The organism is Microbispora sp. H13382 (assembly GCF_014161445.1).
Lineage (GTDB): Bacteria > Actinomycetota > Actinomycetes > Streptosporangiales > Streptosporangiaceae > Microbispora.
This window is the reverse complement of the sequence record NZ_JABBXA010000017.1, coordinates 150,248-173,426: the sequence shown is the minus strand read 5'-3', so window position 1 is coordinate 173,426 and position 23,179 is coordinate 150,248. Positions and strand designations below refer to the sequence as shown.

The 23,179-nt window shown below is 71.9% G+C and carries 23 protein-coding genes, 1 tRNA gene and 1 riboswitch; of the genes, 18 read left to right on the top strand and 6 right to left on the bottom strand.

Annotated features, from left to right (window positions below; genetic code table 11):
• Positions 1-7 precede the first annotated feature (7 nt).
• Positions 8-877 carry a hypothetical protein gene (locus HHX41_RS28860; protein WP_182908455.1) on the bottom strand — a complete coding sequence of 290 codons (870 nt, stop codon included), beginning with the start codon at positions 875-877 and terminating at the stop codon, positions 8-10.
• Between the two features lie 173 nt (positions 878-1,050).
• Positions 1,051-1,779 (bottom strand): FadR/GntR family transcriptional regulator, encoded by a 729-nt coding sequence (locus tag HHX41_RS28855; RefSeq protein ID WP_182908483.1) that lies wholly within the window; start codon positions 1,777-1,779, stop codon positions 1,051-1,053.
• Between the two features lie 232 nt (positions 1,780-2,011).
• Between HHX41_RS28855 and HHX41_RS28850 the strand changes: the two genes are divergently transcribed.
• The 10 genes from HHX41_RS28850 (at position 2,012) to HHX41_RS28805 (ending at position 12,572) form a co-directional block, all read left to right on the top strand.
• A complete protein-coding gene (locus tag HHX41_RS28850; protein ID WP_310742227.1) occupies positions 2,012-3,349 on the top strand; it encodes a glutamine synthetase family protein in 1,338 nt (445 codons plus the stop codon).
• 44 nt (positions 3,350-3,393) lie between these two features.
• Complete coding sequence (locus tag HHX41_RS28845) at positions 3,394-4,725, top strand: aldehyde dehydrogenase (protein ID WP_259401393.1); 1,332 nt, start codon at positions 3,394-3,396, stop codon at positions 4,723-4,725.
• A 4-nt stretch (positions 4,726-4,729) separates the two neighbouring features.
• Positions 4,730-5,494 carry a 3-oxoacyl-ACP reductase gene (locus HHX41_RS28840; protein ID WP_169981961.1) on the top strand — a complete coding sequence of 255 codons (765 nt, stop codon included), beginning with the start codon at positions 4,730-4,732 and terminating at the stop codon, positions 5,492-5,494.
• A 9-nt stretch (positions 5,495-5,503) separates the two neighbouring features.
• Positions 5,504-6,193 carry a gamma-glutamyl-gamma-aminobutyrate hydrolase family protein gene (locus tag HHX41_RS28835; RefSeq protein WP_182908452.1) on the top strand — a complete coding sequence of 230 codons (690 nt, stop codon included), beginning with the start codon at positions 5,504-5,506 and terminating at the stop codon, positions 6,191-6,193.
• Positions 6,194-6,400: 207 nt separating this feature from the next.
• Positions 6,401-7,402, top strand: coding sequence for an AfsR/SARP family transcriptional regulator (locus HHX41_RS42020; RefSeq protein WP_310742226.1), 1,002 nt, complete (start codon positions 6,401-6,403; stop codon positions 7,400-7,402).
• 44 nt (positions 7,403-7,446) lie between these two features.
• On the top strand, positions 7,447-7,743 hold the full coding sequence (locus HHX41_RS28825) for a hypothetical protein (protein WP_182908450.1): 297 nt from the start codon (positions 7,447-7,449) through the stop codon (positions 7,741-7,743).
• 104 nt (positions 7,744-7,847) lie between these two features.
• A riboswitch (glycine riboswitch) is annotated at positions 7,848-7,945 on the top strand.
• Between the two features lie 139 nt (positions 7,946-8,084).
• Positions 8,085-9,176, top strand: a complete 1,092-nt coding sequence (gene gcvT / locus HHX41_RS28820) for a glycine cleavage system aminomethyltransferase GcvT (protein ID WP_182908449.1) — start codon at positions 8,085-8,087, stop codon at positions 9,174-9,176.
• Complete coding sequence (gene gcvH / locus HHX41_RS28815; protein WP_182908448.1) at positions 9,173-9,565, top strand: glycine cleavage system protein GcvH; 393 nt, start codon at positions 9,173-9,175, stop codon at positions 9,563-9,565. The genes gcvT and gcvH overlap by 4 nt, the downstream gene beginning before the upstream one ends.
• A 24-nt stretch (positions 9,566-9,589) precedes the next feature.
• Positions 9,590-10,963, top strand: a complete 1,374-nt coding sequence (locus HHX41_RS28810; RefSeq protein ID WP_182908447.1) for an L-serine ammonia-lyase — start codon at positions 9,590-9,592, stop codon at positions 10,961-10,963.
• Positions 10,964-11,108: 145 nt separating this feature from the next.
• On the top strand, positions 11,109-12,572 hold the full coding sequence (locus HHX41_RS28805) for a hypothetical protein (RefSeq protein ID WP_182908446.1): 1,464 nt from the start codon (positions 11,109-11,111) through the stop codon (positions 12,570-12,572).
• On the opposite strand, the gene HHX41_RS28800 is transcribed toward HHX41_RS28805, so the two are convergent.
• Both HHX41_RS28800 and HHX41_RS28795 read right to left on the bottom strand, forming a co-directional pair.
• Positions 12,501-12,977, bottom strand: coding sequence for a hypothetical protein (locus HHX41_RS28800; RefSeq protein ID WP_169981969.1), 477 nt, complete (start codon positions 12,975-12,977; stop codon positions 12,501-12,503). The two genes, HHX41_RS28805 and HHX41_RS28800, sit on opposite strands and share 72 nt — an antisense overlap.
• A gap of 1 nt (position 12,978) precedes the next feature.
• Positions 12,979-13,545: a DUF6286 domain-containing protein gene (locus HHX41_RS28795; protein WP_182908445.1), complete on the bottom strand. Its 567-nt coding sequence runs from the start codon at positions 13,543-13,545 to the stop codon at positions 12,979-12,981.
• Between the two features lie 320 nt (positions 13,546-13,865).
• Between HHX41_RS28795 and HHX41_RS28790 the strand changes: the two genes are divergently transcribed.
• Complete coding sequence (locus HHX41_RS28790) at positions 13,866-15,041, top strand: amino acid deaminase/aldolase (RefSeq protein WP_182908444.1); 1,176 nt, start codon at positions 13,866-13,868, stop codon at positions 15,039-15,041.
• 143 nt (positions 15,042-15,184) lie between these two features.
• Here HHX41_RS28790 and HHX41_RS28785 read toward each other — a convergent pair whose 3' ends face one another.
• Positions 15,185-15,511 carry a DUF3618 domain-containing protein gene (locus HHX41_RS28785; protein ID WP_169981972.1) on the bottom strand — a complete coding sequence of 109 codons (327 nt, stop codon included), beginning with the start codon at positions 15,509-15,511 and terminating at the stop codon, positions 15,185-15,187.
• Positions 15,512-15,645: 134 nt separating this feature from the next.
• On the opposite strand from HHX41_RS28785, the gene bcp reads away from it, so the two are divergent.
• Both bcp and HHX41_RS28775 read left to right on the top strand, forming a co-directional pair.
• Positions 15,646-16,113, top strand: a complete 468-nt coding sequence (gene bcp, locus HHX41_RS28780) for a thioredoxin-dependent thiol peroxidase (protein ID WP_182908443.1) — start codon at positions 15,646-15,648, stop codon at positions 16,111-16,113.
• A gap of 529 nt (positions 16,114-16,642) precedes the next feature.
• A tRNA-Leu gene (locus HHX41_RS28775) sits at positions 16,643-16,719 on the top strand.
• Between the two features lie 191 nt (positions 16,720-16,910).
• Here HHX41_RS28775 and HHX41_RS42015 read toward each other — a convergent pair.
• Positions 16,911-17,186, bottom strand: coding sequence for a hypothetical protein (locus tag HHX41_RS42015; RefSeq protein ID WP_169981974.1), 276 nt, complete (start codon positions 17,184-17,186; stop codon positions 16,911-16,913).
• 4 nt (positions 17,187-17,190) lie between these two features.
• On the opposite strand from HHX41_RS42015, the gene HHX41_RS42010 reads away from it, so the two are divergent.
• The 5 genes from HHX41_RS42010 to HHX41_RS28745 all read left to right on the top strand — a co-directional run bounded on the left by HHX41_RS42010 (position 17,191) and on the right by HHX41_RS28745 (position 23,115).
• Complete coding sequence (locus HHX41_RS42010) at positions 17,191-17,673, top strand: hypothetical protein (RefSeq protein ID WP_182908441.1); 483 nt, start codon at positions 17,191-17,193, stop codon at positions 17,671-17,673.
• 175 nt (positions 17,674-17,848) lie between these two features.
• Complete coding sequence (locus tag HHX41_RS28760; RefSeq protein ID WP_310742225.1) at positions 17,849-19,030, top strand: histidine kinase; 1,182 nt, start codon at positions 17,849-17,851, stop codon at positions 19,028-19,030.
• A 66-nt stretch (positions 19,031-19,096) separates the two neighbouring features.
• A complete protein-coding gene (locus HHX41_RS28755; protein WP_310742224.1) occupies positions 19,097-19,762 on the top strand; it encodes a response regulator transcription factor in 666 nt (221 codons plus the stop codon).
• A 113-nt stretch (positions 19,763-19,875) separates the two neighbouring features.
• On the top strand, positions 19,876-20,619 hold the full coding sequence (locus tag HHX41_RS28750) for an ABC transporter ATP-binding protein (RefSeq protein ID WP_182908440.1): 744 nt from the start codon (positions 19,876-19,878) through the stop codon (positions 20,617-20,619).
• 3 nt (positions 20,620-20,622) lie between these two features.
• Positions 20,623-23,115, top strand: coding sequence for an FtsX-like permease family protein (locus tag HHX41_RS28745; RefSeq protein WP_182908439.1), 2,493 nt, complete (start codon positions 20,623-20,625; stop codon positions 23,113-23,115).
• The last annotated feature ends 64 nt before the right edge of the window (positions 23,116-23,179 follow it).

The following is a 23,179-nucleotide window of genomic DNA, read 5'->3' as shown; positions in this document are numbered from 1 at the left end:
GGGTGACTCAGCGGGCCCGGGGGCGGCCCGACCGCCAGTGCCGCACGGGGTGGTCGGCGCCCGGCCGGGGACGCGGGGACACCACCCGCCGAGGGTGGCGCCGCGGGGGCAGCGCGGGCGCGGGCAGGTCGTGACGGCCGGAGACGAACTCCTGCACCGCGATCTTCGCTCTGATGACCGGGCGGCGCCAGCGCTCCTCCCGGTGGACCGCCTTGGCCATCAGTCGCGGCCGTGGCCGCCTCGCCCGCTCGGAGTAGCACCAGCGGGCCCACGGCGAGCCGGGACGCGCCACCCGCACCGCCCCCACGTACAGCAGCGGCGGCACGAACAGTCCCAGCAGGCCGCTCCAGATCTTCCCCTTGAGCAGGGTGACCACGGCGAAGACGAGGTTGACGACGAGGAACGCGGGGGCCGTCCAGCCCCCTCCGCCGTCCGCGCCGTCCGCGCCGTTCCAAGCGAGCGGGCGCAGCCCGAGCAGCAGCAGGCCGGTGGCCGCGATCGCCACGAAGACCGCGTCCACGGAGGTGCGGCCCTCCTCCTGCCAGTAGACGTCGCGCAGGTGCAGGATCAGCGCGAACTCGTCGAGCACGAGGGCGGCGCCCACGCCGAACACGGCGGAGGAGAAGGAGTACCACCCCGTGGACACGCCCGACAGGACCAGCCCCGCCACTCCGCCGAGCAGCGTGAGCACCACCCCGAACACGACGTGGTGGATGTGCATCTCGCCCACGCTGACGTTGCCGAGCCACCGCACCCGCGCCCTGATCAGCCGTACGTTCACCCGCGTGAAGACGAACGCCGTGAGCAGCGCGACGAAGAAGCAGAACAGCGGCAGACGGTGCGCCTCGATGATGCGTTCGTGAAACCAGTCGGTCATCAAGCGATCCCCCGGCCTCCGATGCTAGTGCCGCGACCGACGAGGTTTGCCCGTTAGGAGCGGTGTCCAGAGTGGTGCTTTGTGGGTGGGGCGACAACGCGGCGAGGTGCCGCTCTGGGCGACGCGGCGGGGCAAAGATCGGCGGGAGGGGCCCCAGACGCGGTGGGAGTGGGTCAGGCGAGGAAGCCGCGCAGCAGGGCCGCCGTGCCCTCCAGGTGCTCGGCCACCGCCCGCTCGGCCGCCTCGGGGTCGCCGTCGAGGATCGCGGCCGCGATGGCGGCGTGCTGGGCCGCCGCGTGCTCGATGTTGGGCCGCAGCACGGGGATCGCGTTGAGCAGGTCGGTCACCCGGAGCCTGGCGTCCGCGCAGGCGGCGGCCAGCAGCGGCGAGCCGGTCAGCTCCGCGATCGCCAGGTGGAACGCGATGTCCATCCGGCGGTAGTCGGACGGGGCCGCGTCGTTCACCCCGGCCAGCCGGGCGTCCAGCGTCTCCCGCTGCCGCTCGGTCAGATCGGTGGTCGCGAGGACCCTGGCCGCCCCGCACTCGACGGCCATCCGGAACGTCAGCGCGTCCTCGAGGTCGTCTTCACCCATGCGGGTGACCGCCCTGCGCAGGTCGCCCTTGCGCGGGCTCGGCGGCCGGTAGACGACGAAGGCCCCGCCGTACCGGCCGCGCCGTACGTCGAGGTAGCCGGCCTCCTGCAGGGCGCGGATCGCCTCGCGCAGCGTGACCCGGCTGATGCCGAGCCGGGTGGCCAGCTCGCGTTCCGGCGGCAGCTTCTCGCCGTGCGGCACGACGCCGAGCTTGATGGCCTGCAGAAGGCGTTCGACGGTCTCCTCGAACGCGTTGCCCGCCCGAACCGGCCGCAGCAGCGACACCACGCCGGTGATCCCCCCGGTCATACCCGTGGCCGCGAGCCGCGACCCGGACGCGACGGCGGCCGGGGGCCGGGAGACGGACGCCTCCGCCGGGCTGATCTCCATGCGCATCGTCCCTCCACCCGTCGCCGCGGGCCCCCGTTCCTTCGATCGAGGTTAAACCCCAGGCACGTTGTTGACGACGAGGGGAACATGGTGCTTGCATGCCCTCAATGGTCTGATTCCAGACTTTTGGACGGGAGGCACCGTGCTCAGCGTGGAGCGACTCCGCGATGACGTCGAAGCGGGCCGCGTGGACACGGTCCTGCTCGCGGTAACCGACATGCAGGGGCGGCTGCAGGGCAAGCGGCTGTCGGCGCGGTACTTCCTGGAGGAGGTGCTGGACCACGCCGCCGAGGGCTGCAACTACCTCCTCGCCGTGGACGTCGACATGAACACCGTGGACGGCTACACCATGTCGTCCTGGGATCGCGGTTACGGCGACTTCGTGATGCGGCCGGACCTGTCGACGCTGCGCCGGGTGCCCTGGCACGAGGGGACCGTGCTGCTGCTCGCCGACCTGGTGTGGGAGGACGGCGCGGACGTCGTGGCCTCCCCCCGGCAGATCCTGCGCCGCCAGCTCGCCCGGCTCGCCGAACGCGGCTGGACCGCGTACGTCGGCACCGAGCTGGAGTTCGTCGTCTACGACGACAGCTACGAGCAGGCCTGGCAGCGGGGCTACCGCGACCTGACCCCGGCCAACCTCTACAACGTCGACTACTCGCTGCTCGGCACCTCCCGCATCGAGCCGCTGCTGCGGAAGATCAGGCTCGGCATGGAGGGCGCCGGGCTGTACGTCGAGTCGGCCAAGGGCGAGTGCAACCTCGGCCAGCACGAGATCGCCTTCCGGTACGCCGACGCACTGACGACCTGCGACAACCACGTGTTCTACAAGAACGGCGCCAAGGAGATCGCCGCCCAGGAGGGCAGGTCGGTCACCTTCATGGCCAAGCCGAACCAGCGCGAGGGCAACTCCTGCCACATCCACATCTCGCTGCGGGACGCCGGCGGCGCACCGGTGATGGCGGGCGGCGAGCCGTACGGGCTGTCGGAGACCGGGCGGCGGTTCATCGCCGGGCAGCTCGCGGCGATGCGCGAGCTGACCCTGCTCTACGCGCCCAACGTCAACTCCTACAAGCGGTTCGTGCCCGGGAGCTTCGCCCCCACCGCCGTCAAGTGGGGCGTGGACAACCGCACCTGCTCGCTGCGGCTGGTCGGCCACGGCCCCTCGCTGCGGATCGAGAACCGGGTGCCCGGCGGCGACGTCAACCCCTACCTCGCGGTCGCCGCCATGATCGCGGCGGGGCTGCGCGGCATCGACGCCGGGCTGGAGCTGGAGGAGCCGTTCGGCGGGAACGCCTACGACTCCGGTGCCGAGCGGGTGCCGGCCACGCTCCGCGACGCCCTGGCGCTGTGGGAGGGTTCGCCGATCGCCGAGGAGGTGTTCGGCAAGGACGTGGTCGAGCACTACGCCAACAACGCGAGGGTCGAGCTGGCCGCCTTCGACGCGGCGGTCACCGACTGGGAGCTCTATCGGGGGTTCGAACGGCTGTGAAGATAGTCAATCCGGCGACCGAGGAAGTGATCGCCGAGGTCGAGATGGCGGACGCCGCCGAGGTGGACCGCGCGGTCGAGCGGGCCGCCCGGGCCTTTCCCGCGTGGCGGGCGGTCGCCCCGGGCGAGCGGGCCCGGCTGCTGCGCCGCTTCGCGCAGGTGGTGGAGGACCACGCCGAGGAGCTGGCCCGGCTGGAGATCGCCAACGCGGGGCACACGATCGGCAACGCCCGCTGGGAGGCGGGCAACGTCCGCGACGTGCTCGACTTCTACGCGGGCGCGCCCGAGCGCAACCACGGCAGGCAGATTCCCGTGCCCGGCGGGGTGGACGTCACGTTCGCCGAGCCGCTGGGCGTGGTGGGCGTCATCGTGCCGTGGAACTTCCCGATGGTCGTCATGACCTGGGGAGCCGCCCCGGCCCTCGCCGCCGGCAACACGGTGATCGTGAAGCCGGCCGAGTGGACCCCGCTGACCGCGCTGCGGCTGGCCGAGCTCGCCCTGGAGGCCGGGCTGCCCGAGGGCGTGCTGCAGGTCGTCCCCGGCGAGGGTGAGGTCGCCGGCGCCCGGCTCGTCGAACACCCGGACGTACGGAAGATCGTCTTCACCGGCTCGACCGAGGTCGGCAGGCTGATCGGCGCCAAGGCCGCCGAGCAGGTCAAGCGGGTGACGCTGGAGCTGGGCGGCAAGAGCGCCAACATCGTCTTCGCCGACGCGGACCTCTCCCGGGCGGTGGAATCGGCCCCCATGGCGGTCTTCGACAACTCCGGCCAGGACTGCTGCGCCCGTTCGCGCATCCTGGTGGAGCGTTCCGTCTACGACGACTTCCTGCTGCGGCTGTCGCAGGCCGTGCGGGAGGTGACCGTGGGCGACCCGAACGACCCGGCGAGCCAGATGGGCCCGCTGGTCAGCGCCGAGCACCGGGAGCGTGTCGCCTCGTTCGTCACGGACACGGAGGTGTACGCCGCCGGGTCGTGCCCGGACGGCCCCGGCTACTGGTTCGCGCCCACCGTGCTGGCGGCGCCAGCCGGCTTCGACCCCCTCGCGCCCGGTTCCGGGGCCTTCCACCGCGCGTACACCGAGGAGATCTTCGGCCCGGTGGTGTCCGTCGTCCCCTTCGACGACGAGGAGCACGCCGTGCGCATCGCCAACCACACGGCGTACGGGCTGTCGGGGTCGATCTGGACCCGCGACGTGGGCCGGGCGCTGCGCGTGGCGCGGGCCGTCGAGGCGGGCAACCTGTCGGTCAACTCGCACTCCAGCGTCCGCTACTGGACCCCCTTCGGCGGCTTCAAGCAGTCGGGCCTCGGCCGCGAGCTCGGCCCGGACGCGCTGTCCGCCTTCACCGAGACCAAGAACGTCTTCATCGCCACGGAGTAGATCAATGCAGCGTTTGCAGGACCGCGTCGCCGTCATCACCGGCGGCGGCAGCGGCATCGGGCTGGCCACGGCCCACCGGTTCGCCCAGGAGGGCGCCAAGGTCGTGGTGGCCGACCTCGACGAGGAGGCCGGCGCGAAGGCCGCCGGAGAGGTCGGCGGCCTGTTCGTCAAGGCCGACGTGGCGAACGAGGACGACGTGGCCCGGATGTACCGGACCGCGTTCGAGGAGTTCGGCAGCGTCGACGTCGCGTTCAACAACGCGGGGATCTCCCCGCCGGACGACGACTCCATCCTCGAGACCGGCATCGACGCCTGGCGCCGGGTCCAGGAGGTGAACCTCACCAGCGTCTACCTGTGCTGCAAGCACGTGATTCCCTACATGCGACGGCAGGGCAGGGGCTCGATCATCAACACCGCGTCGTTCGTCGCGGTCATGGGCTCGGCCACCTCACAGATCTCCTACACCGCCTCCAAGGGCGGCGTGCTCGCGATGAGCCGCGAGCTGGGCGTCCAGTTCGCCCGCGAGGGCATCCGGGTCAACGCGCTGTGCCCCGGCCCGGTGGACACCCCGCTGCTGCGTGAGCTGTTCGCCAAGGACCCCGAGCGCGCCCAGCGCCGTCTCGTCCACGTGCCGATCGGCCGGTTCGCCCGGGCCGAGGAGATCGCCGCGGCGGTCGCGTTCCTCGCCTCCGACGACGCGTCGTTCATCACCGCCTCGGAGTTCCTGGTCGACGGCGGCATCTCCGGCGCGTACGTCACTCCGCTGTAGGGGGCGGAGATGGCTCGTCCCGTGATCGGCGTGACGTGCTACGTCGAGCCGGCGAAGTTCACCGTGTGGGACATGCCGGCGGCGCTGCTGCCGTACATGTACGTCGAGCACGTCGAGCGGGCGGGCGGGCAGCCGGTCATCCTGCCGCCCGCCGGGGAGCCCGCCGAGCTGGCCGGGCGGCTGGACGGGCTGATCATCGCGGGCGGGGGCGACATCGACCCCGCCCGGTACGGCTCCACCCCCGCCCCCCAGACCGGCTACGTGCGGAAATTTCGTGATAATGCCGAGTTCGGCCTGATGGCGGCGGCGATGGAGGCCGGCCTGCCGTTCCTCGGCATCTGCCGGGGGTTGCAGGTCCTCAACGTGGCGCTCGGCGGCACCCTCCACCAGCATCTGCCCGACGTGGTCGGCCATGCGGGCCACTCCCCCGCCCCCGGCACGTTCGGCCGCCTCCCCGTACGGCTTTCGCCCGGGTTGGCCAAGATCTACGGCGGCGAGGACCTGACGCCCGCCCACTACCACCACCAGGCGATCGACCACCTCGCGGACGGCCTGGAGGTGACCGCCCGGTCGGACGACGGCACGATCGAGGCCGTCGAGGTCACCGGCGCGGCGTTCGCCCTGGCCGTGCAGTGGCACCCGGAGGCCGACGAGGACGGCCCCCTCTTCCACGCCCTCGTCGCCGCCGCCCGCCGTTGAAAAATCCGGGGCGACGCGCGTCGCCCCGGCCGAAACGGCGTCCCGCGATAGACGCATCGGCACGGCGGCCGAACCCCGCGTGATCGCGCGGCGAGCGGCCGGCCGCGCCCCGGTGAACACGGCGTTCGCCTTCGCGCACCATGACAGGCTGGCCCGACGGAAACACGCGGAGGCGCTCTCTCCGCATTATGTAACCGATTTCATTTGATGCACGTGCATGTTCGCTCGGCATTCATCGCTATACGGAACGCAATGTCATCGACGGAAGTGCACGCCCCGGGCAGGCGCCGAGAAAATCGCAATTTTGACGAATGCAGGCGAAGAGGGATATCGTCAAATTCCTGTCAAAGCCGCGTCGCCGGCGCGTTCAGGCTGCTTTCGCGTGCGAGGGGAACCGTGTTATACGCCGTGCTCGGACCGTTCCTGGCCATGAAACCCTCGGGGGACGTCATCGCCGGGCTCGCCCCCAGGCACCGGCAACTCCTGGCGCTGTTCCTGCTGAATGCCAATGCCACGGTTCATCGGGACAGGCTCATCGATCTGCTCTGGAATGACTGTCCCACTAAATCTGCGCGCCGGAATCTTACCACCTACATCGCACAGATGCGGCGGCGGCTCTCGCCGCGGGACCCCGGCCTTTCTCCGCTCCACAGCGTGGAGGGCGGGTACCTTCTTTCCGTACCGCCGGGATCCGTGGATGCTGCAGTATTCAACCATTTCACGACGCAGGGCAGAATCGCTCGAGACAATGGCGATTACCACAATGCCGCGCGGATGCTCGAGAACGCGCTGAGCCTGTGGCGGGGCGACGCCCTGTCCGGCATGAGGCACGTGGACGCGCTCGCCGCGTGGGCGGAGCGCCTCGACGAGGACCGGCGCGCGGCGACCGAGGACCTCTTCGACGTACGGCTGGCGCTCGGGGACCACCGTGAGATCGTCGGCGGTCTGACCCAGTGGGCGAGGCGGCACCCGTTGCGTGAACGGCCGCACCGGCAGCTCATGCTGGCGTTGCACCGGTCGGGCCGCACCCACGACGCCTCGGCGTCCTACCAGCGACTGCGCCGGACCCTGGTCGACTGCCTCGGCACCGAACCGTCCCCCGACACCCAGGCCCTCCACCAGCGGATCGTCACCGACGACCCTTCCTCCACCCCGGCACGCGTCCGCGCGGGGCATCGCCCGCCCCGCGATCCCGACCATGGAATGTAACGAATCGCCTGCGGGAAGTAGCGTCGCACAGTGACGATACGGCGGTGCTGACGATCGAGCTTGATCCGACGATCGAGCAGATCCTCGCCCGGCTGCCGGCCGATGGAAGATCGGCCACGGACGTGGTGCGGGAAGCCATCAGACTCGCAGACCGCCTCCACTGGCTGGAGCAGGCCCGCACCGACGCGGAGAGGCTCGGCAGGGATCCGGACGACCTGGCCGAGGTCCGGGCCATCCGCCGAGAGCTTGGCGACCCGGATGCGCATCTCGGCATCGAGTCCTCCCTCGGCACCTGGGCCCTCCATCAGCGGATCGTACCGGCGACGGCCTTCCCCGCCTGATGCGCCTTCCTGACCTCGGCGGCGCCGGCGGTGCGGGCCGGAAATAAGGGCATCCGGCAGGTTACGGGGGTGGCGGCGAACCACTAGGCTGGACAGCGCACCAGTGATCCCGTGCGGGAGAGCGTCCTGGCATCCGGTCAGGGCCCCTGAAGGAGCAAGCCCTCCCCGCGAACCTCTCAAGGCAAAGGACCGTACGGGCCAGGTGACCTCTGGAAAGAAGGCCGGCAGGCCTCGCCGAAGGTGAAAGTCCGGCAAAGATCGGACGAAGCTCTCAGGCGCCGATGACAGAGGGGGAGGATGCCCGATAGTTCAACGCAGCATCCGTCCTTTCCGAGGTGGGCATGTCCCGATCCACCCCGCTCCGCGGGGTTCACGAAAGCCTGGGCGCGACCCTGACCGACTTCGCGGGCTGGCAGATGCCCCTGCGCTACGGCAGCGAGTCGGCCGAGCACAACGCGGTACGTACGGCCGCCGGGCTCTTCGACCTGTCCCACATGGGGGAGATCTTCGTCGTCGGGGCGCAGGCGGGCGAGGCCCTCGACCATGCCCTCGTGGGGCACCTCAGCGTCCTCGCACCCGGCCGCGCCCGCTACACGATGATCGTGAACGAGACCGGCGGCATCCTCGACGACCTCATCGTCTACCGCCTCGACGAGGACCAGTACATGGTCGTCGCCAACGCCTCCAACTACGCCCTCGTCGCGCGTGAGCTCGCCGACCGGGTCCGGGGATACGACGCGCGGGTGACCGACCGGTCGGACGAGTACGCGCTGGTCGCCGTGCAGGGGCCGCGCAGCGCCGAGATCCTCGCCCCGCTGACCGACGCCGGTCTCGACGAGCTCAAGTACTACGCCATCCTCCCCGCCGTCGTCGCGGGCGCGCCCGTCCTGATCGCGCGCACCGGGTACACCGGCGAGGACGGCTTCGAGCTGTTCGTGCTGAACGAGCACGCCGTGCCGCTGTGGAACGCCCTCACCGAGGCGGGCAGGGACGCCGGGCTCGTCCCCGCCGGACTGTCGGCCCGCGACACGCTGCGACTGGAAGCCGGCATGCCGCTGTACGGCAACGAGCTGAGCGCGGCGATCACGCCGTTCGAGGCGGGACTCGGCCGGGTCGTCCGCTTCGACAAGCCCGGCGACTTCGTGGGCAAGGCCGCCCTCGAGCGGGTCGCGGCGAACGACACCCCCCGGCGCCTGGTCGGGCTGGTGGCGCGCGGCCGCCGCGTCCCCCGCCACGGCTACCCCGTCACCCGGGACGGCGCCGTCGTCGGCGAGGTGACCAGCGGCGCCCCGTCGCAGTCCCTCGGCCGCCCGATCGCCATGGCGTACGTCGACGAGGACGCCCTGGAAAAGGGCGGCCTGACCGTGGACATCCGGGGCAGCCAAGAACCGGTCGACGTCGTCGATCTGCCTTTCTACAGGAGGAGCAAGTGAGCACCATTCCCGACGACCTGAGCTACACCAAGGAACACGAGTGGGTGGCCGGGCTTGAGGACGGCCGCACCGTGACGGTGGGCATTACGGCGTACGCGGCCGAGCAGCTCGGCGACGTGGTTTACGTGGAGGTGCACTCGGAGGTCGGCACCACGGTCGCGGCCGGCGACGCGATCGGCGAGGTGGAGTCCACCAAGTCCGTGAGCGACATCTTCGCCCCGGTCGGCGGTGAGATCGTCGAGGTCAACGCCGCCGTCGCGGACACCCCCGCGCTCGTCAACTCCGACCCGTACGGCGAGGGCTGGCTGTTCCGCGTGCGCGTGGAGGAGGAGCCGGAGGACCTTCTGTCGGCCGCGGAGTACACCGCGCTGACTTCCGGCGAGTCCTGACCTGCGGTTGAGAGGCGACGGTCAATGGCGATCAGCGTCTTCGACCTGTTCAAGGTGGGTATCGGGCCGTCCAGCTCGCACACGGGCGGCCCGATGGCGGCGGCGCACAAGTTCGTCCGCGGGCTGCACGAGGACGGGCTGCTGGAGAAGGTCACCCGGGTCGAGGCCATCCTGTACGGCTCGCTCGGGCTGACCGGCAAGGGCCACGGCAGCGACAAGGCGGTCCTGCTGGGCCTGTCCGGCGACAAGCCCGAACTGGTCGACGTCGACGCCGTCGACGAACGACTCGCGGCGATGCGGGCGAGCGGCACGGTCACGTTGTACGGCGTGCACGAGATCCCGTTCGTGGTCGGCGAGCACCTCGTCTTCGAGCGCAAGCTGTCGCTCCCCCACCACCCGAACGGCATGCGGTTCACGGCGTACGCCGACGACACGGTGCTGCGCGAGAAGGTGTACTACTCGGTCGGCGGCGGTTTCGTGGTGGACGAGAACGCCACCGGCGCCGACCGGATCAAGCCCGACGACACCGTGCTGCCGCACGCCTTCACGACCGCGCACGAACTGCTCGCGCACTGCGCGGAGACCGGCCTGTCGATCTCCGGCCTGATGATGGAGAACGAGAAGGCCTTCGGCCGTACGGAGGAGGAGATCCGGGCCCGCCTCCTGCACCTGTGGGCGGTCATGGCCGAGTGCGTCCGGCGCGGCACCAGCCGCGAGGGCGTCCTGCCGGGCGGCCTCAAGGTGCGCCGCCGGGCCCACCAGCTGTACCGGCGGCTGCAGGGCGAGGCCGACGGGACCGACCCGCTGCGGGCGATGGACTGGGTCACGCTGTTCGCGCTGGCCGTCAACGAGGAGAACGCCGCGGGCGGCCGGATCGTCACCGCGCCGACCAACGGCGCCGCCGGCATCGTCCCGGCCGTCCTGTCCTACTACATGCGTTTCCTTCCGGGCGCCGACGAGGACGGCGTCGTCCGCTTCCTGCTCACGGCGGGCGCGATCGGCGTGCTGTTCAAGGAGAACGCCTCCATCTCCGGTGCGGAGGTGGGCTGCCAGGGTGAGGTCGGGTCGGCCTGCTCGATGGCCGCGGCGGGCCTCACCGAGGCGCTCGGCGGGACGCCGGAGCAGGTGGAGAACGCCGCCGAGATCGGCATCGAGCACAACCTCGGTTTGACCTGCGACCCCATCGGCGGGCTCGTCCAGATCCCGTGCATCGAGCGCAACGCGGTCGCCTCGATCAAGGCGATCGCCGCGGCCCGCATCGCGCTACGCGGCGACGGGCGCCACTTCGTGTCGCTGGACAAGGCCATCAAGACGATGCGCGACACCGGCAGGGACATGCTCGACAAGTACAAGGAGACCTCGCGCGGCGGCCTCGCCGTCAACGTGATCGAATGCTGACCCCCACCCTCGCCGTGATCTTGTAGTTCGTCGCACACACGACCCCTCCACCTGCACCGGCACCCTTCATGATCACGCAGGCGGGCGGAACGTCGGCCGGGGCCAATAAGGTGGTGACCTCACCGACGAGGAGGAGGGCCGTCACGTGAGGTGGCGCGAGGCGCTGCGCCCGCATCGGGCGTTCCTGGTCGTGCTGGCGGCGGGTGTCGCGCTGCGCGCGCTCGCCGTGCTCGGCTACCGGCCCGCGCTGTGGTTCTGGGCCGACTCCTTCGCCTACCTCAGCTCGGCCCTCGACCTGCGGCCGCTGCCCTCACGGCCGTCCGGCTACTCGCTGTTCCTGGCGGCGCTGAGCCCGCTGGGCAGCATCACCGCCGTCGTGGTCGTCCAGCACCTGCTCGGCCTCGGCGTGGCCGTCTGCGTGTACGCGCTGCTGCGCCGCCGCACCCGGCTGCCGGGCTGGGGCGCGGCGCTGGCGGCGGCGCCGGTGCTGCTCGACGTCCACCAGATCCAGCTCGAACACCTCGTCATGGCGGACCTGCTGTTCACCGCGCTGGTCGTGGCCGCCGTGACGATCCTGCTGTGGCGTCCCAGGCCCGGCGGGTGGTCCGTCGTCGCCGCGCTGCTGCTGCTCGGACTGGCGACGGTCACCCGCACCCTCGGGCTGCCCCTGATCGCGCTGGCGCTGCTGACGATGCTGTTCGCCCGGCGCTGGCGGGCCGCGCTCGCCGGGCTCGCCGCCGCGTCCGCCGTGCTCGGCGGGTACGCCGTCTGGTTCCACGACGCCCACGGGTCGTACGGGATGGGTGGCAGCAGCACCTGGCTGTGGTCGCGGACGATGACCTTCGCCGACTGCGCGGTCATGAAGCCGCCGAAGGAACTGGCGGTGCTGTGCCCGTCGGGGCCACGGCTCGCCGCGCCCGCCTACATCTGGGACGCCGACTCGCCCATCCAGCGGGTGAAGAAGGACAAGGAGCGCCTGGCGGGCGAGTTCGCCTCGCTGGCTATCCGCAGCCAGCCCCTCGACTTCCTGACGACCGGTCTGCACGACGCCATGTGGGCGTTCGAGTGGGACCGCAAGGTCTACCCCGCTCCGGGCACACAGAGCGCGTACGTGTTCCCGGCCTCGGTGAAGCCGTTCACCGCCAAGGTGGCCTCCTCGGGCCGTACGGCGGCCGAGCTGACCACCGCCTACCAGGGACGCTCCGGGGACACCGACGTGGCCGAGCCGTTCGCGGGGTGGCTGCGCGCCTACCAGGAGCAGGGCTTCCTGCGCGGGCCGCTGCTGGCGGCGATCCTGCTCGCCGGGCTCGCCGGGCTGGTGGCGCGGCGGTGGACGGCGCTGCTGCCCTGGGCCGCGGCGGCGGTCCTGCTCCTGCTGCCGCCCCTGATCGCCGCCTTCGACCACCGCTACGTCGTGCCCGTGGTGCCGCTCGCCTGCCTGGCCGCCGGGCTCGCCCTCGGCAGCGGCGCGACCCGCGCACCGTGGCGATCAGAGGGGCGATCAGAGGGGCGATCAGAGGGGCGCGCCAGGGGACGGTCAGCGGCGGCGGACGTGCAGGCGGACGACCGCAAGCGCGTCGTCACGACCGACCGCGCGGCGAACACGTGAGATCGCCGACTCGTCCAGCCGCCTGATCACCTGCCGCAGGTCGGCCGACCGCTGGAGCGACACCGACACCCGCAGCCTGCCGTCGCGCACGAGCCTGACGGAGATTCGGCCGATCCCGTCGATCCCCTTGAGCGCCACGCCGAGCATGGCGATGCCGGAACCGGTGCGGCTGCCGACCCTTCCCCAGCCGAGCGCCATGACGAGCCAGCGGGTCGCGACCAGTGCGAGCAGCATGGCCGCCCCGGCCAGCAGGGGCAGCACCCATGGCCGCCCGTCGGCCACGCTCGCGTCGGCCAGGGCCGCACCGGGCCGCCGCCGCGCGGCGGCCAGCAGGCCGGCGCCACCCGCGACAAGCGCGAGGCCCACCAGGCAGAGCCCGACCCGGTTCCCCAGTCGCGGACGCACCTCAGCCCCCTCTCCGGCGCAGCCGTACGACGACCTCGTGGCGGGACCGGACGCCGAGGCCCGACAGCCGGTCTCCCACGGCCGCGCCGACCTCCCGCAGCAGGGCCCCGGTCCTGTCCGCGTCGGCCACCACGGCGACCTCGATCCGCCTGCGGAAGATGTGGACGTCGGCCCGGCGGACATGCTCGACCTCGCGAGCCGAGGCGGCGAGCGTCCGGCGCAGACCGGCGCGGGTCAGGCCCATGGCGAGCAGCGGGTCCCGGCATTCCAGGGGCACGAGCCGGGGACGGCCGGGGACGATCGCGAGGGCCACCAGTCCCACCCCGCAGACGATCATGCCGACCGCGGCGACGGGGACGGCGGGGTCGGCCGGCGTGATGTTCAGCAGCCGGGGCGGCAGCCGCCAGGGCAGGGACCCGCCGATCATGACGGCGACGACCGCCGCGGTGAGCGCCCAGCCGAGCAGGGCGATGACGGAGGCGACCGCGACGGCGGCCGGGGTGCGGCCCGGCCGCAGGGCACGCATGGCGGCCCGACGGCCGGCCACGCTGTCCGCCGCGACGCCCATGCCGCTTCCGGCGCCTGTGCCGCTGTCGGCTCCCTCGGCGCCTTTGGCGCTCCTCGCTCTTCCGGCCCCCTGGGCGCGCCTCGCCGACGACCCCGCCAGGATTGCCTGCACGACGCTCATCAGCCGTTCACTCTTCCCGCTCACCGCGCCGGGTCCGCTCGGTAGTCACGTCACCATGGGTACACGGAGCGGCGGCGGGAGGTGCGGGTCACCCACCGTCTTGCGCGATCATGGCGGCCCCCCGGCGAAGACTTTGCCCAGGCACGGTTAACGTGAATTCGGCTCATGTATTTCCGCCGATGCCGTACTAGGCTGCGCACATGGACGACCGACAGCGCCTCGACCAGGCCACGGCCCACCTGGAGCCGCCATTCGCCGTCCTCGACATGGACGCGCTCCGGTCGAACGCGGCAGCCATGGTGCGCCGGGCCCGAGGCAAGCCGATCCGGGTCGCCAGCAAGTCGATCCGGTGCCGGTCCGTGCTCGAACGGGTCCTGGCCATGGACGGCATCTCGGGCGTCATGGCCTTCACGCTGCCCGAGGCGCTGTGGCTGGTCTCCACCGGCCTGCGGGACGTGCTCGTGGCCTACCCGACGGCGGACAGGACCGCGCTGCGCACCCTGGGATCGGACGAGATCGCGGCGCGGGAGATCACCGTCATGGTGGACTCGCCCGAGCACCTCGACCTGATCGAGAGCCTCCGGCTCCCCCACCGCGTCCGGGTGTGCCTGGACCTCGACGCGGGGTTCGTGGCCTTCGGCGGCAGGTTCCGCGCGGGCGCGCTGCGGTCGCCGATCCGCGAGCCCGAGCAGGCGGCCGAGATCGCCGCCCACATCGCCAAGCGCCCGGGGCTGCGGCTGGCCGGACTCATGGCGTACGAGGCGCAGATCGCCGGGGTGGGAGACGACGTGCCCGGGCCGTACGGGCGGGCGGTGCGCCTGATGCAGGAGCGGTCGCGCCGCGAACTGGTCGTGCGGCGCGGCCGCATCGTGCGGGCCGTACGCCAGGTGGCCGACCTGGAGTTCGTCAACGGCGGAGGCACCGGAAGCATCGAGAAGACCGTCGCCGAGCGGGCGATCACCGAGGTCGCCGCGGGCTCTGGGTTCTTCCATCCCCGCCTGTTCGACTTCTACCGGGGCTTCACCGGCCGACCGGCGGCGCTGTTCGCCCTGCCGGTCGTGCGCAAGCCGGCTCCGGACATCGTGACCGTGCTCGGAGGAGGCTACCCCGCCTCCGGTGCCCCGGGACCCACCCGGCTGCCCCAGCCGTACCTGCCCGCGGGGCTCAGGTACCACCCGGACGAGGGCGCGGGCGAGGTGCAGACGCCCCTGCTCGGCGAGGCCGCGGCCGATCTCCGCCTCGGCGACCGCGTCTGGTTCCGGCACGCGAAGGCCGGCGAGTTGTGCGAGCGCTTCGCCTCGCTGCACCTGATCGAGGGCGACCGGGTCACCGAGGAGGTCCCGACCTACCGCGGCGAGGGCAAGACCTTCCTTTGACGTCCTCCCCCGCGGCCGCCGATTCGGGCGACGTGACCGCCGCCCCGGGCCCCGCGACCACGGCACCGGCCTGGCGGCTGCCTCGCCGTGGAAACGCGCACGCCGCCGCGAATCGCGTCACGGCGGCGTCGTCCCCCGGCGGGTCAGCGGGAGCGGCGGCGCAGGAGCACGATGGCCGCGCCCACGACGACGACCACGCCGATTCCGATCAGCACCGGAGCCATGTTGGGTGCGGGGTACTCCGCGGGCTGCTCTCCTTCGCCGTCGGCCGGGGCGTACGTGCGCGGCCCCAGGACCATGTCCTCCATGGACGTGACGAAGTCGCGCGCGTTGGCCTTCGCCTTCGCGACGCCGCGCTCCGCGACCCGCTTCGGGCTCACCCGGTCCGCGATGGCGTCGACCGTGCGAGCGAGCTCCGCCCGCGTGCGCTCGATCTTCAGCTCCAGCGCATCGGGATCGGTGTCCGCCATGCGATCCCCCTTCTGTGGTATTGGTGTGTGATCAGTCTGCCAGGTCCGCCGGTCGCCCCGCACAGCGACTGAGCCGGTAGTTTGGTTCACGCTTGCCCGCCGATCGCCGCGGGTCACATTTTCCGGAGGACGTGATGAGCAAGCTCCAGCCCGGCGACGCCGCGCCGGACTTCACCCTGACCGACGCCGACGACAACGAGGTCTCGCTGGAGTCGCTCCGCGGCAGGCGGGTCATCCTGTACTTCTACCCTGCGGCGATGACCCCCGGATGCACCAAGCAGGCCTGCGACTTCCGCGACAACCTCGGCGCGCTGACCGGGCAGGGCTTCGTGGTGCTGGGCGTGTCCAAGGACAAGCCCGCCAAGCTGCGGCAGTTCCGCGAGCGCGACGCGCTCACCTTCCCGCTGCTGTCCGACGCCGGTCTGGACGTGCACAAGGCGTACGGCGCGTACGGCGAGAAGACGAACTACGGAAAGACCGTGATGGGCGTCATCCGGTCCACGTTCGTCATCGACCCCGATGGGAAGATCGAGAAGGCTCTCTACAACGTGAAGGCCACCGGCCATGTCGCCCGCCTCACGAAAGAGCTGGGAATTTCCTGACATATCCCTTTCGCCGCACTCCCGGGATTGTCGGCGGCCGCCGATGAATTCCGGGACATGGTGAAGTACAAATACACATCCGGTCTGCCGGCCGAGGCCGCGGCGAAGGCGGCGAGCATCGCCGACGCGCTGCGCCACCTCGGCATCCCGTGGTCGGGCGGCGTCCACGCCCACATCAGCGGCCGCCTCAAGCACGTCGGTATCGACACCTCCCACTTCCTGGGCCAGGCTCATAGGCGAGGCCAGCCGTCGCCGCGACGGCGTCTACCGGCGGACGTGCTGGTCCTGAATCCCGTCGGCGCCGCTCGCGAGAAGCCGGGCAAGCTCCGGCGGGCACTACGTGAAGTGGGAGTCCCCTACCGCTGCGCAGACTGTAAGATAGGCGGCACTTGGCAGGGCCGGTCGCTGACATTGCACATCGACCACGTCAACGGAAAACCGGCTGGACAACAGAAGAGAGAATCTGCGATTCCTCTGCCCGAACTGCCATTCTCAGACCGAGAATCTCGCGGGCAAGGGAAAACGCGAAGGGGTCGTAGTCCAATGGCAGGAGACCGCGGCTTTAGGTGCCGTACAGTGCGAGTTCGAATCTCGTCGACCCCACCAAAATCCAAGTAGAAACAATGGCGCACCGGATTCCGCGGAAAATGGTGCGGGCCGCCGCGATTCCGCCGGCCGCAAGAAGGCGACGCCCGCGAAGACGGCCGCGATGGTCTCAGCGGAAGACCCCGCGGGAGAAACCCCCTTGGGCGCGCGCCGGCCCCTCCGCCGGCGCGCGCCCTTCCGGGAAGCGAAGATCAGCCGGGCGCCTGGCAGCGCACTCCGGCCTCGGTGCTCCTGCACCATGGGGGCAGGAGGTCGTCCTGGGACTGCGGGGCGTTCTGGCCGTAGCCACGGGGGAAGAAGCGCTGCCGGTCACCTCCGGCGTCCCAGTTCGTCCCCGCGTCCGCCCGGTCCCAGACCATGGCGGTGACGGCCACGACGCCACCGCCGAGGAGCGCTCCGACGAGCGCGGACGCGATGCCGACGGCCACCAGCCGGCCCGTGTGCCCACGCGGGAGCCGAGCCGCCAAGCGCGTGGAGAAGCCGGGCCGCGGGGCCGACGCGATCGGCGGACGCGGGTTCTGCCAGCCAGGGGCGTTCCATCCCGCGCCTCCGGGCCCGAAGGCGTACCCGCTGCCGCCCGGGATCGCGCTCGCGGGTCCCGGCCCCGGCCGGCTCGGGCCGGTGGAGCCCGCCCACGGCGCGTACGGCCCCGGCGTCCCGGGCGTGTTCATCGGGCCGGGCGTGTTCGCCCCGGGGGTGTTGCCGGGGCTGGCCCAGGATGAACCCGGCCCCGCCGCCCTGGGCGTGTTCGCCGGGCTGGTCCAAGGTGACGTGGGATTCGTCGGAGGTGGCGGTGGCATGGTCGCCCCGGCCGGCCCGGTCGGCGCCGACGGGCCGGCGGGCTCAGCGGCCCCGCTGGTCGCGGTCGGCTCACTCAACCCGGTCGGCCCGGTTTCCGGCTCCGGGCGCGGGCCGCGCGGCTCGTCCCCGGTGCCGCGCGACCCCGCGTCCTGATCCGCCATTCAGATCTCCCTCTTACCCGCTTCAGAGAAGCGTTCCCGCGAACAAGGATGCGCCGTGATCCGTAAGAACGGCGTAAACCCGGCGGGCGCCTGCGACCTGAGTCGTACCGCCGTATCCGCCGCAAGGGTGAGACCTTCCTGAGCAGCCGATACGTATGGTTGGGTACGTGTTCGGCAGACTACGCGCCTGGACTCGGCGCCACAGCAAGCTCGTGGACGCGCTCACGGTCTCCCCTCTGGCGCTGTTGAGCCTGGCCACCGTCGAGGCCTTCACCCGGTCGGGCTCGGTCGGGGCCCGGGATGTCGGTGCGCCCGGGCTGCTGCTGCTTTCGGCCGCGCTCATCGTTCCGCTGACCTGGCGCCGCGACCACCCCCGCGAGGTGTTCGCCGTGGTCGCCGCCGTCAGCTTCGTGCAGTGGCTGCTCGACGTCATCGTCCTGCCCGCCAACATCGCGGTGCTCGTCGCGGTGTACGGCGTCGCGTCGCGCTGCACGCTGCGGTGGGCGCTGGCCGCCGGGGCGGTCGCCGAGTTCGGGCTGCTGCTGGCGATGCTGCGCTGGTCTCCCGACGCAGGGCAGGCGTGGCCGTCGTCGTCGGCCTTCATCGTCGCCGTGTGGATCGCCGGGATCTACGCCAACACCCGCCGTCGCTACGTGGAGAGCCTGGTCGAACGCGCCGAGCGGGCCGAGCGGGAGCGCGACCAGCAGGCGCGCATCGCGGCCGCCGCCGAGCGTGCCCGCATCGCCCGTGAGCTGCACGACGTGGTGGCGCACAACGTCAGCGTGATGGTCGTCCAGGCCGACGGCGCGGGTTACGCCCTCGACGGCGACCCGGAGCAGGCGCGGCGCGCCATGCAGGCGATCTCCGCAACCGGGCGGCAGGCGCTGGCCGAGATGCGCAGGCTGGTGGGCGTCCTGCGGCAGGACGCCGGCAGCCCGGCGGAGGAGTACGCTCCGCAGCCCGGCGTGGCCCAGCTGGGCGACCTGATCAGGCAGGTCAGGGACTCGGGGCTGCCGACCGAGTTCACCGTGTCCGGCACCGCGCGGACGCTGCCCGAGGGCGAGCAGCTCGCCGTCTACCGGATCGTGCAGGAGGCGCTGACGAACGCGCTCAAGCACGGCGGCCCCGGCACGCGGGCCTGGGTGGAGATGACGTACGGCAGGGGCGAGCTCGAGCTGAGGATCAGCGACGACGGCAGGGGCGCCGCGGCGCCGCGCCTGGTCGGCGGGCACGGCCTGATCGGCATGCGGGAGAGGGCGGCGATGTACGGCGGGAGCGTCGAGGCGGCCCCCCGGACCGGCGGCGGGTTCCGGGTGGTCGCCAGGATCCCCATCGGGATGGCCGCGTGACCGGGCCGTCCCCCGGCCGCGTACGGTTGCGGGGATCGCGGCGATGACGAGCGGAGCGGAGCGGCAGTGATACGCGTCATGCTGGTCGACGACCAGGAGCTGGTGCGGACCGGGTTCCGGATGGTCCTCGGGGCGCAGCCGGACATCGACGTCGTGGGTGAGGCGGCGGACGGGCTGGCGGCCGTCGAGGCGCTGCGCACGGTCGAGGCGGACGTGGTCCTCATGGACGTCCGCATGCCGCGGATGGACGGCGTGGAGGCGGCCCGCGTCATCTGCGCGGCGCCGGACGGTCCCAAGGTGCTGATCCTGACGACGTTCGACCTCGACGAGTACGCGTTCGCCGCGATCAAGGCGGGCGCGGCGGGATTCCTGCTGAAGGACGTGCCGCCGGCCGAGCTGATCAGCGCGATCCGGTCGGTCCACACGGGTGACGCGGTGGTCGCGCCGAGCACGACCCGCCGCCTGCTCGACCGTTTCGCCGTGCTCCTGCCCGAGGGGGACCGGCAGCGGCAGGAGACCGGCGTGCTGACGGCTCGGGAGCGGGAGGTGATGTACCACGTGGCCCGCGGCCTGTCGAACACCGAGATCGCGGCGCGCCTGCACCTCGCGGAGGCGACCGTGAAGACCCACCTGGGCCGCATCCTGGCCAAGCTGGGGCTGCGCGACCGCGCCCAGGTGGTCGTCTACGCGTACGAGACCGGTGTGGTCTCCCCCGATCATCCGCGGGGCTGAGTCCGGACTACCTCGCAAGTCGCACACGTCCCGCAGGACCCGTCCCGGGGCCGCACACGGAGAACGTCCGCGAGGCCGAGGAAACGCCCTGATCACGGCCATAGCGTGGCGTCATGACCACAACAACCCAGGTTCGCACCGCGGTCGTCGCGCGGGGACTGACGAAGGTGTACGGCGAGGGCGACGCGGCGGTGCACGCGCTGCGCGGCGTCGACGTCGGTTTCGCCGCGGAGGCGTTCACCGCGATCATGGGGCCGTCCGGCTCCGGTAAGTCCACCCTGATGCACTGCCTGGCCGGTTTGGACACCGTGACGGACGGACGGGTGAGCATCGGCGACGTCGAGATCACCGGTTTGAACGACAAGCAGCTCACGCTCCTGCGTCGTGAGCGCGTCGGTTTCATCTTCCAGGCGTTCAACCTGCTGCCGACGCTGACGGCCGAGCAGAACATCCGGCTACCGCTGGAGATCGCGGGCCGTCAGGCCGACCAGGCGCTGTTCGACCGCGTGATCGAGACGGTCGGCCTTCGGGACCGGCTCAGGCACAAGCCGAGCGAGCTGTCGGGCGGCCAGCAGCAGCGTGTCGCGGTGGCTCGGGCGCTCATCAGCAAGCCCCAGGTGATCTTCGCCGACGAGCCGACCGGCAACCTCGACTCGCGCAGCGGCGCCGAGGTGCTGGCGTTCCTGCGCAGGTCGGTGCGGGAGCTCGGGCAGACGATCGTGATGGTGACCCACGACCCGGTGGCGGCGTCGTACGCCGACCGGGTGGTCTTCCTGCGTGACGGCCTGCTGGTGAGCGAGATCGATCGGCCGACGCCGCAGACCGTGCTCGACACGCTGATGGCGCTGGAGGCCTGAGCCGTGTTCAGGACCACTCTCACCGGGCTGCTGGCGCACCGCCTGCGCCTGCTGCTCACCTCCCTGGCGATCGTGCTCGGTGTCGGGTTCATCGCGGGCACGTTCGTGCTCACCGACACCATCGACGCCGGGTTCACCCAGTCGTTCGCCGCGGACGCCGACAAGGTGGACGTGGTGGTGGCGCCCAAGGACGACGCCGAGGGCGACGCGAGCCTGCCGCAGAGCGCGCTCGCGGCGGTCAGGGCGGTGCGGGGCGTGCGGGACGCCCAGCCCGTGGTGTCCGGGGACGCGCCGCTGATCGGCAGGGACGGCAAGGTCGTCGGGGACTTCCCGACCGCCGGGGTGTCCATCCCGGCGAGCCGCATCAAGATCACTTCGGGGCGGGCGCCCTCCGCCGCCGGCGAGGCGGTGCTCGACAAGAACACCGCCAAGGCCCAGGGGCTGGCACCGGGGGCGACCGTCGCGGTGCTCGACCGGGCGGGCGAACGGCAGGAGTTCCGCCTCGTCGGGATCTTCGACGTGGGCGTCGACCAGAACCTCGCCTACCGGGGCGCGGTCGCCTTCACCCCCGACGCGGCGCGGCGCGTCACCGGAGCCAAGGGCTACACCGAGATCGACGTCGTCTCCTCGGGACCCTCGCCGGAGAGCCTGCGCGCGGCCGTCGCGGCGGCCGTGGGCGGCGACGCGACGGTGATGACCGGGCGGGAACGCGCCGACGAGGTGGCCAGGCGCAACCACGTGGACACGTCCTACATCCGGCTGGGCCTGCTGCTGTTCGGCGCGGTCGCGCTGCTCGTCGCCGCGCTCGTCATCTACAACACCTTCAACATCCTGGTCGCGCAGCGGATGCGCGAGATGGCGCTGCTGCGCTGCATCGGCGCCACCAAACGGCAGGTCTTCGGCTCGATCGTGCTGGAGTCCGCCGTGGTCGGCCTGCTGTCGTCGGTGCTGGGCCTGCTGACGGGCCTCGGCCTCGGGGCCGCGGCGGTCGCCGTGCTGAGGGCCGTCGGCACCGACATCCCCACGGGCACGGTGACCCTGTCCCCGCAGACGATCGCCGTCGGCCTGTGCACCGGCGTCGTCGTGACGATGGCCGCCGCCCTGCTCCCGGCGCGCCAGTCCACCCGTGTGCCGCCCGTCGCGGCGCTGCGCGCGCAGGTCGAGGAGCACACCTTCCGCACCGGGGTCGTACGGATGGTCGTCTCGGTCCTGCTCCTGCTGGCGGGGGCCGGCCTCACCGCGGCGGGGGTGCTGCAGAAGCCGGGCCAGGCGGCGCTGCTGACGGTCATGGCCGGTGGCGTGCTCGTGTTCTTCGCGGTGCTGGTGCTCGGCCCGGTGATCGTACGGCCGCTGAGCGGGCTGGCCGGCTGGGTGCCTGCGCGGCTGTTCGGCGTGCCGGGACGGCTCGCCCTGGACAACTCGCGGCGCAACCCCAAGCGGGCGGCCACCACGACGGTGGCCCTGACCATCGGCGTGACGCTGATGACGTTCATGTCGGTCCTGACCGCCACGGTGCGGACCACGGTCGGCGGCGAACTCGACAAGCAGTTCCCCGCCGACTACATCCTGTCGGCGCAGACGGGCACGATCCCCCGCTCGGTCGCCGACGCGCTGCGCGGGAGCCGCGACCTCGCCGCGGTGACCGAGTTCCGCGGCAAGAAGGCCAAGGTGAACGGCCGCGACTACGAGGTGGGCACGGTCACCCAGTCGGCCATCGGCACCGCCATCAAGCCGGAGGCGTCGTCCGGCACGCTGCACGGCTTCGGCGCGGGCGACGTCGCGGTGGCCGACTACGTGGCCCGGGACCTCGGCGTCGCGGTGGGCGACAGCGTGACCGTCGCGTCGGGAGGGAAGAGCGCCTCGCTCGAGGTGGCGGCGGTGCTGAAGGCCGACGTGTCCCTGCTGCCGCCGTTCACGATGGCCGAGCAGGCGTTCGAACGGCACTTCGGAGTTGTGGACGACACGCAGATCCTGGTGGACGCCGCCGACGGCGTGGCCCCGGAGCGGGCGCGCAAGGTGGTGGACGACGCCACGGCGGCCTACCCGGCGGTCAAGGTCGGCAGCACGACCGAGATCCGCGGCCAGTTCGACGAGGCGATCGACTCGATGCTCATGGTCGTCACCGGGCTGCTGGCCCTCGCGATCGTGATCTCGCTGCTCGGCATCGCGAACACGCTGTCGCTGTCGGTCCACGAACGGACCCGCGAGTCCGCGCTGCTGCGCGCCCTCGGGCTGACCCGGCCGCAGTTGCGGGGCATGCTCTCGGTCGAGGCGCTGGTCCTCGGCCTGGTGGGCGCGATCGTCGGCGTCGTGCTCGGCACCGCGTACGGCTGGGCGGCGACGACGACGCTCACGGAGAACGTCTCCTTCCAGCTTCCGGCCGTGCAGATCCTGATCTTCATCGCCGCCTCGGGCCTGGCCGGGGTGCTCGCCGCGGTGCTGCCCGCCCGCCGGGCCGCCCGGGCGTCGGTCGTCGGGGCGCTGGCCGCCTCCTGACCGCCGCTCCCCCGGTTCCGTACGGGCCGGGGCGTCGGTCGCCCGGGGCACCCGTGCGTGCGGG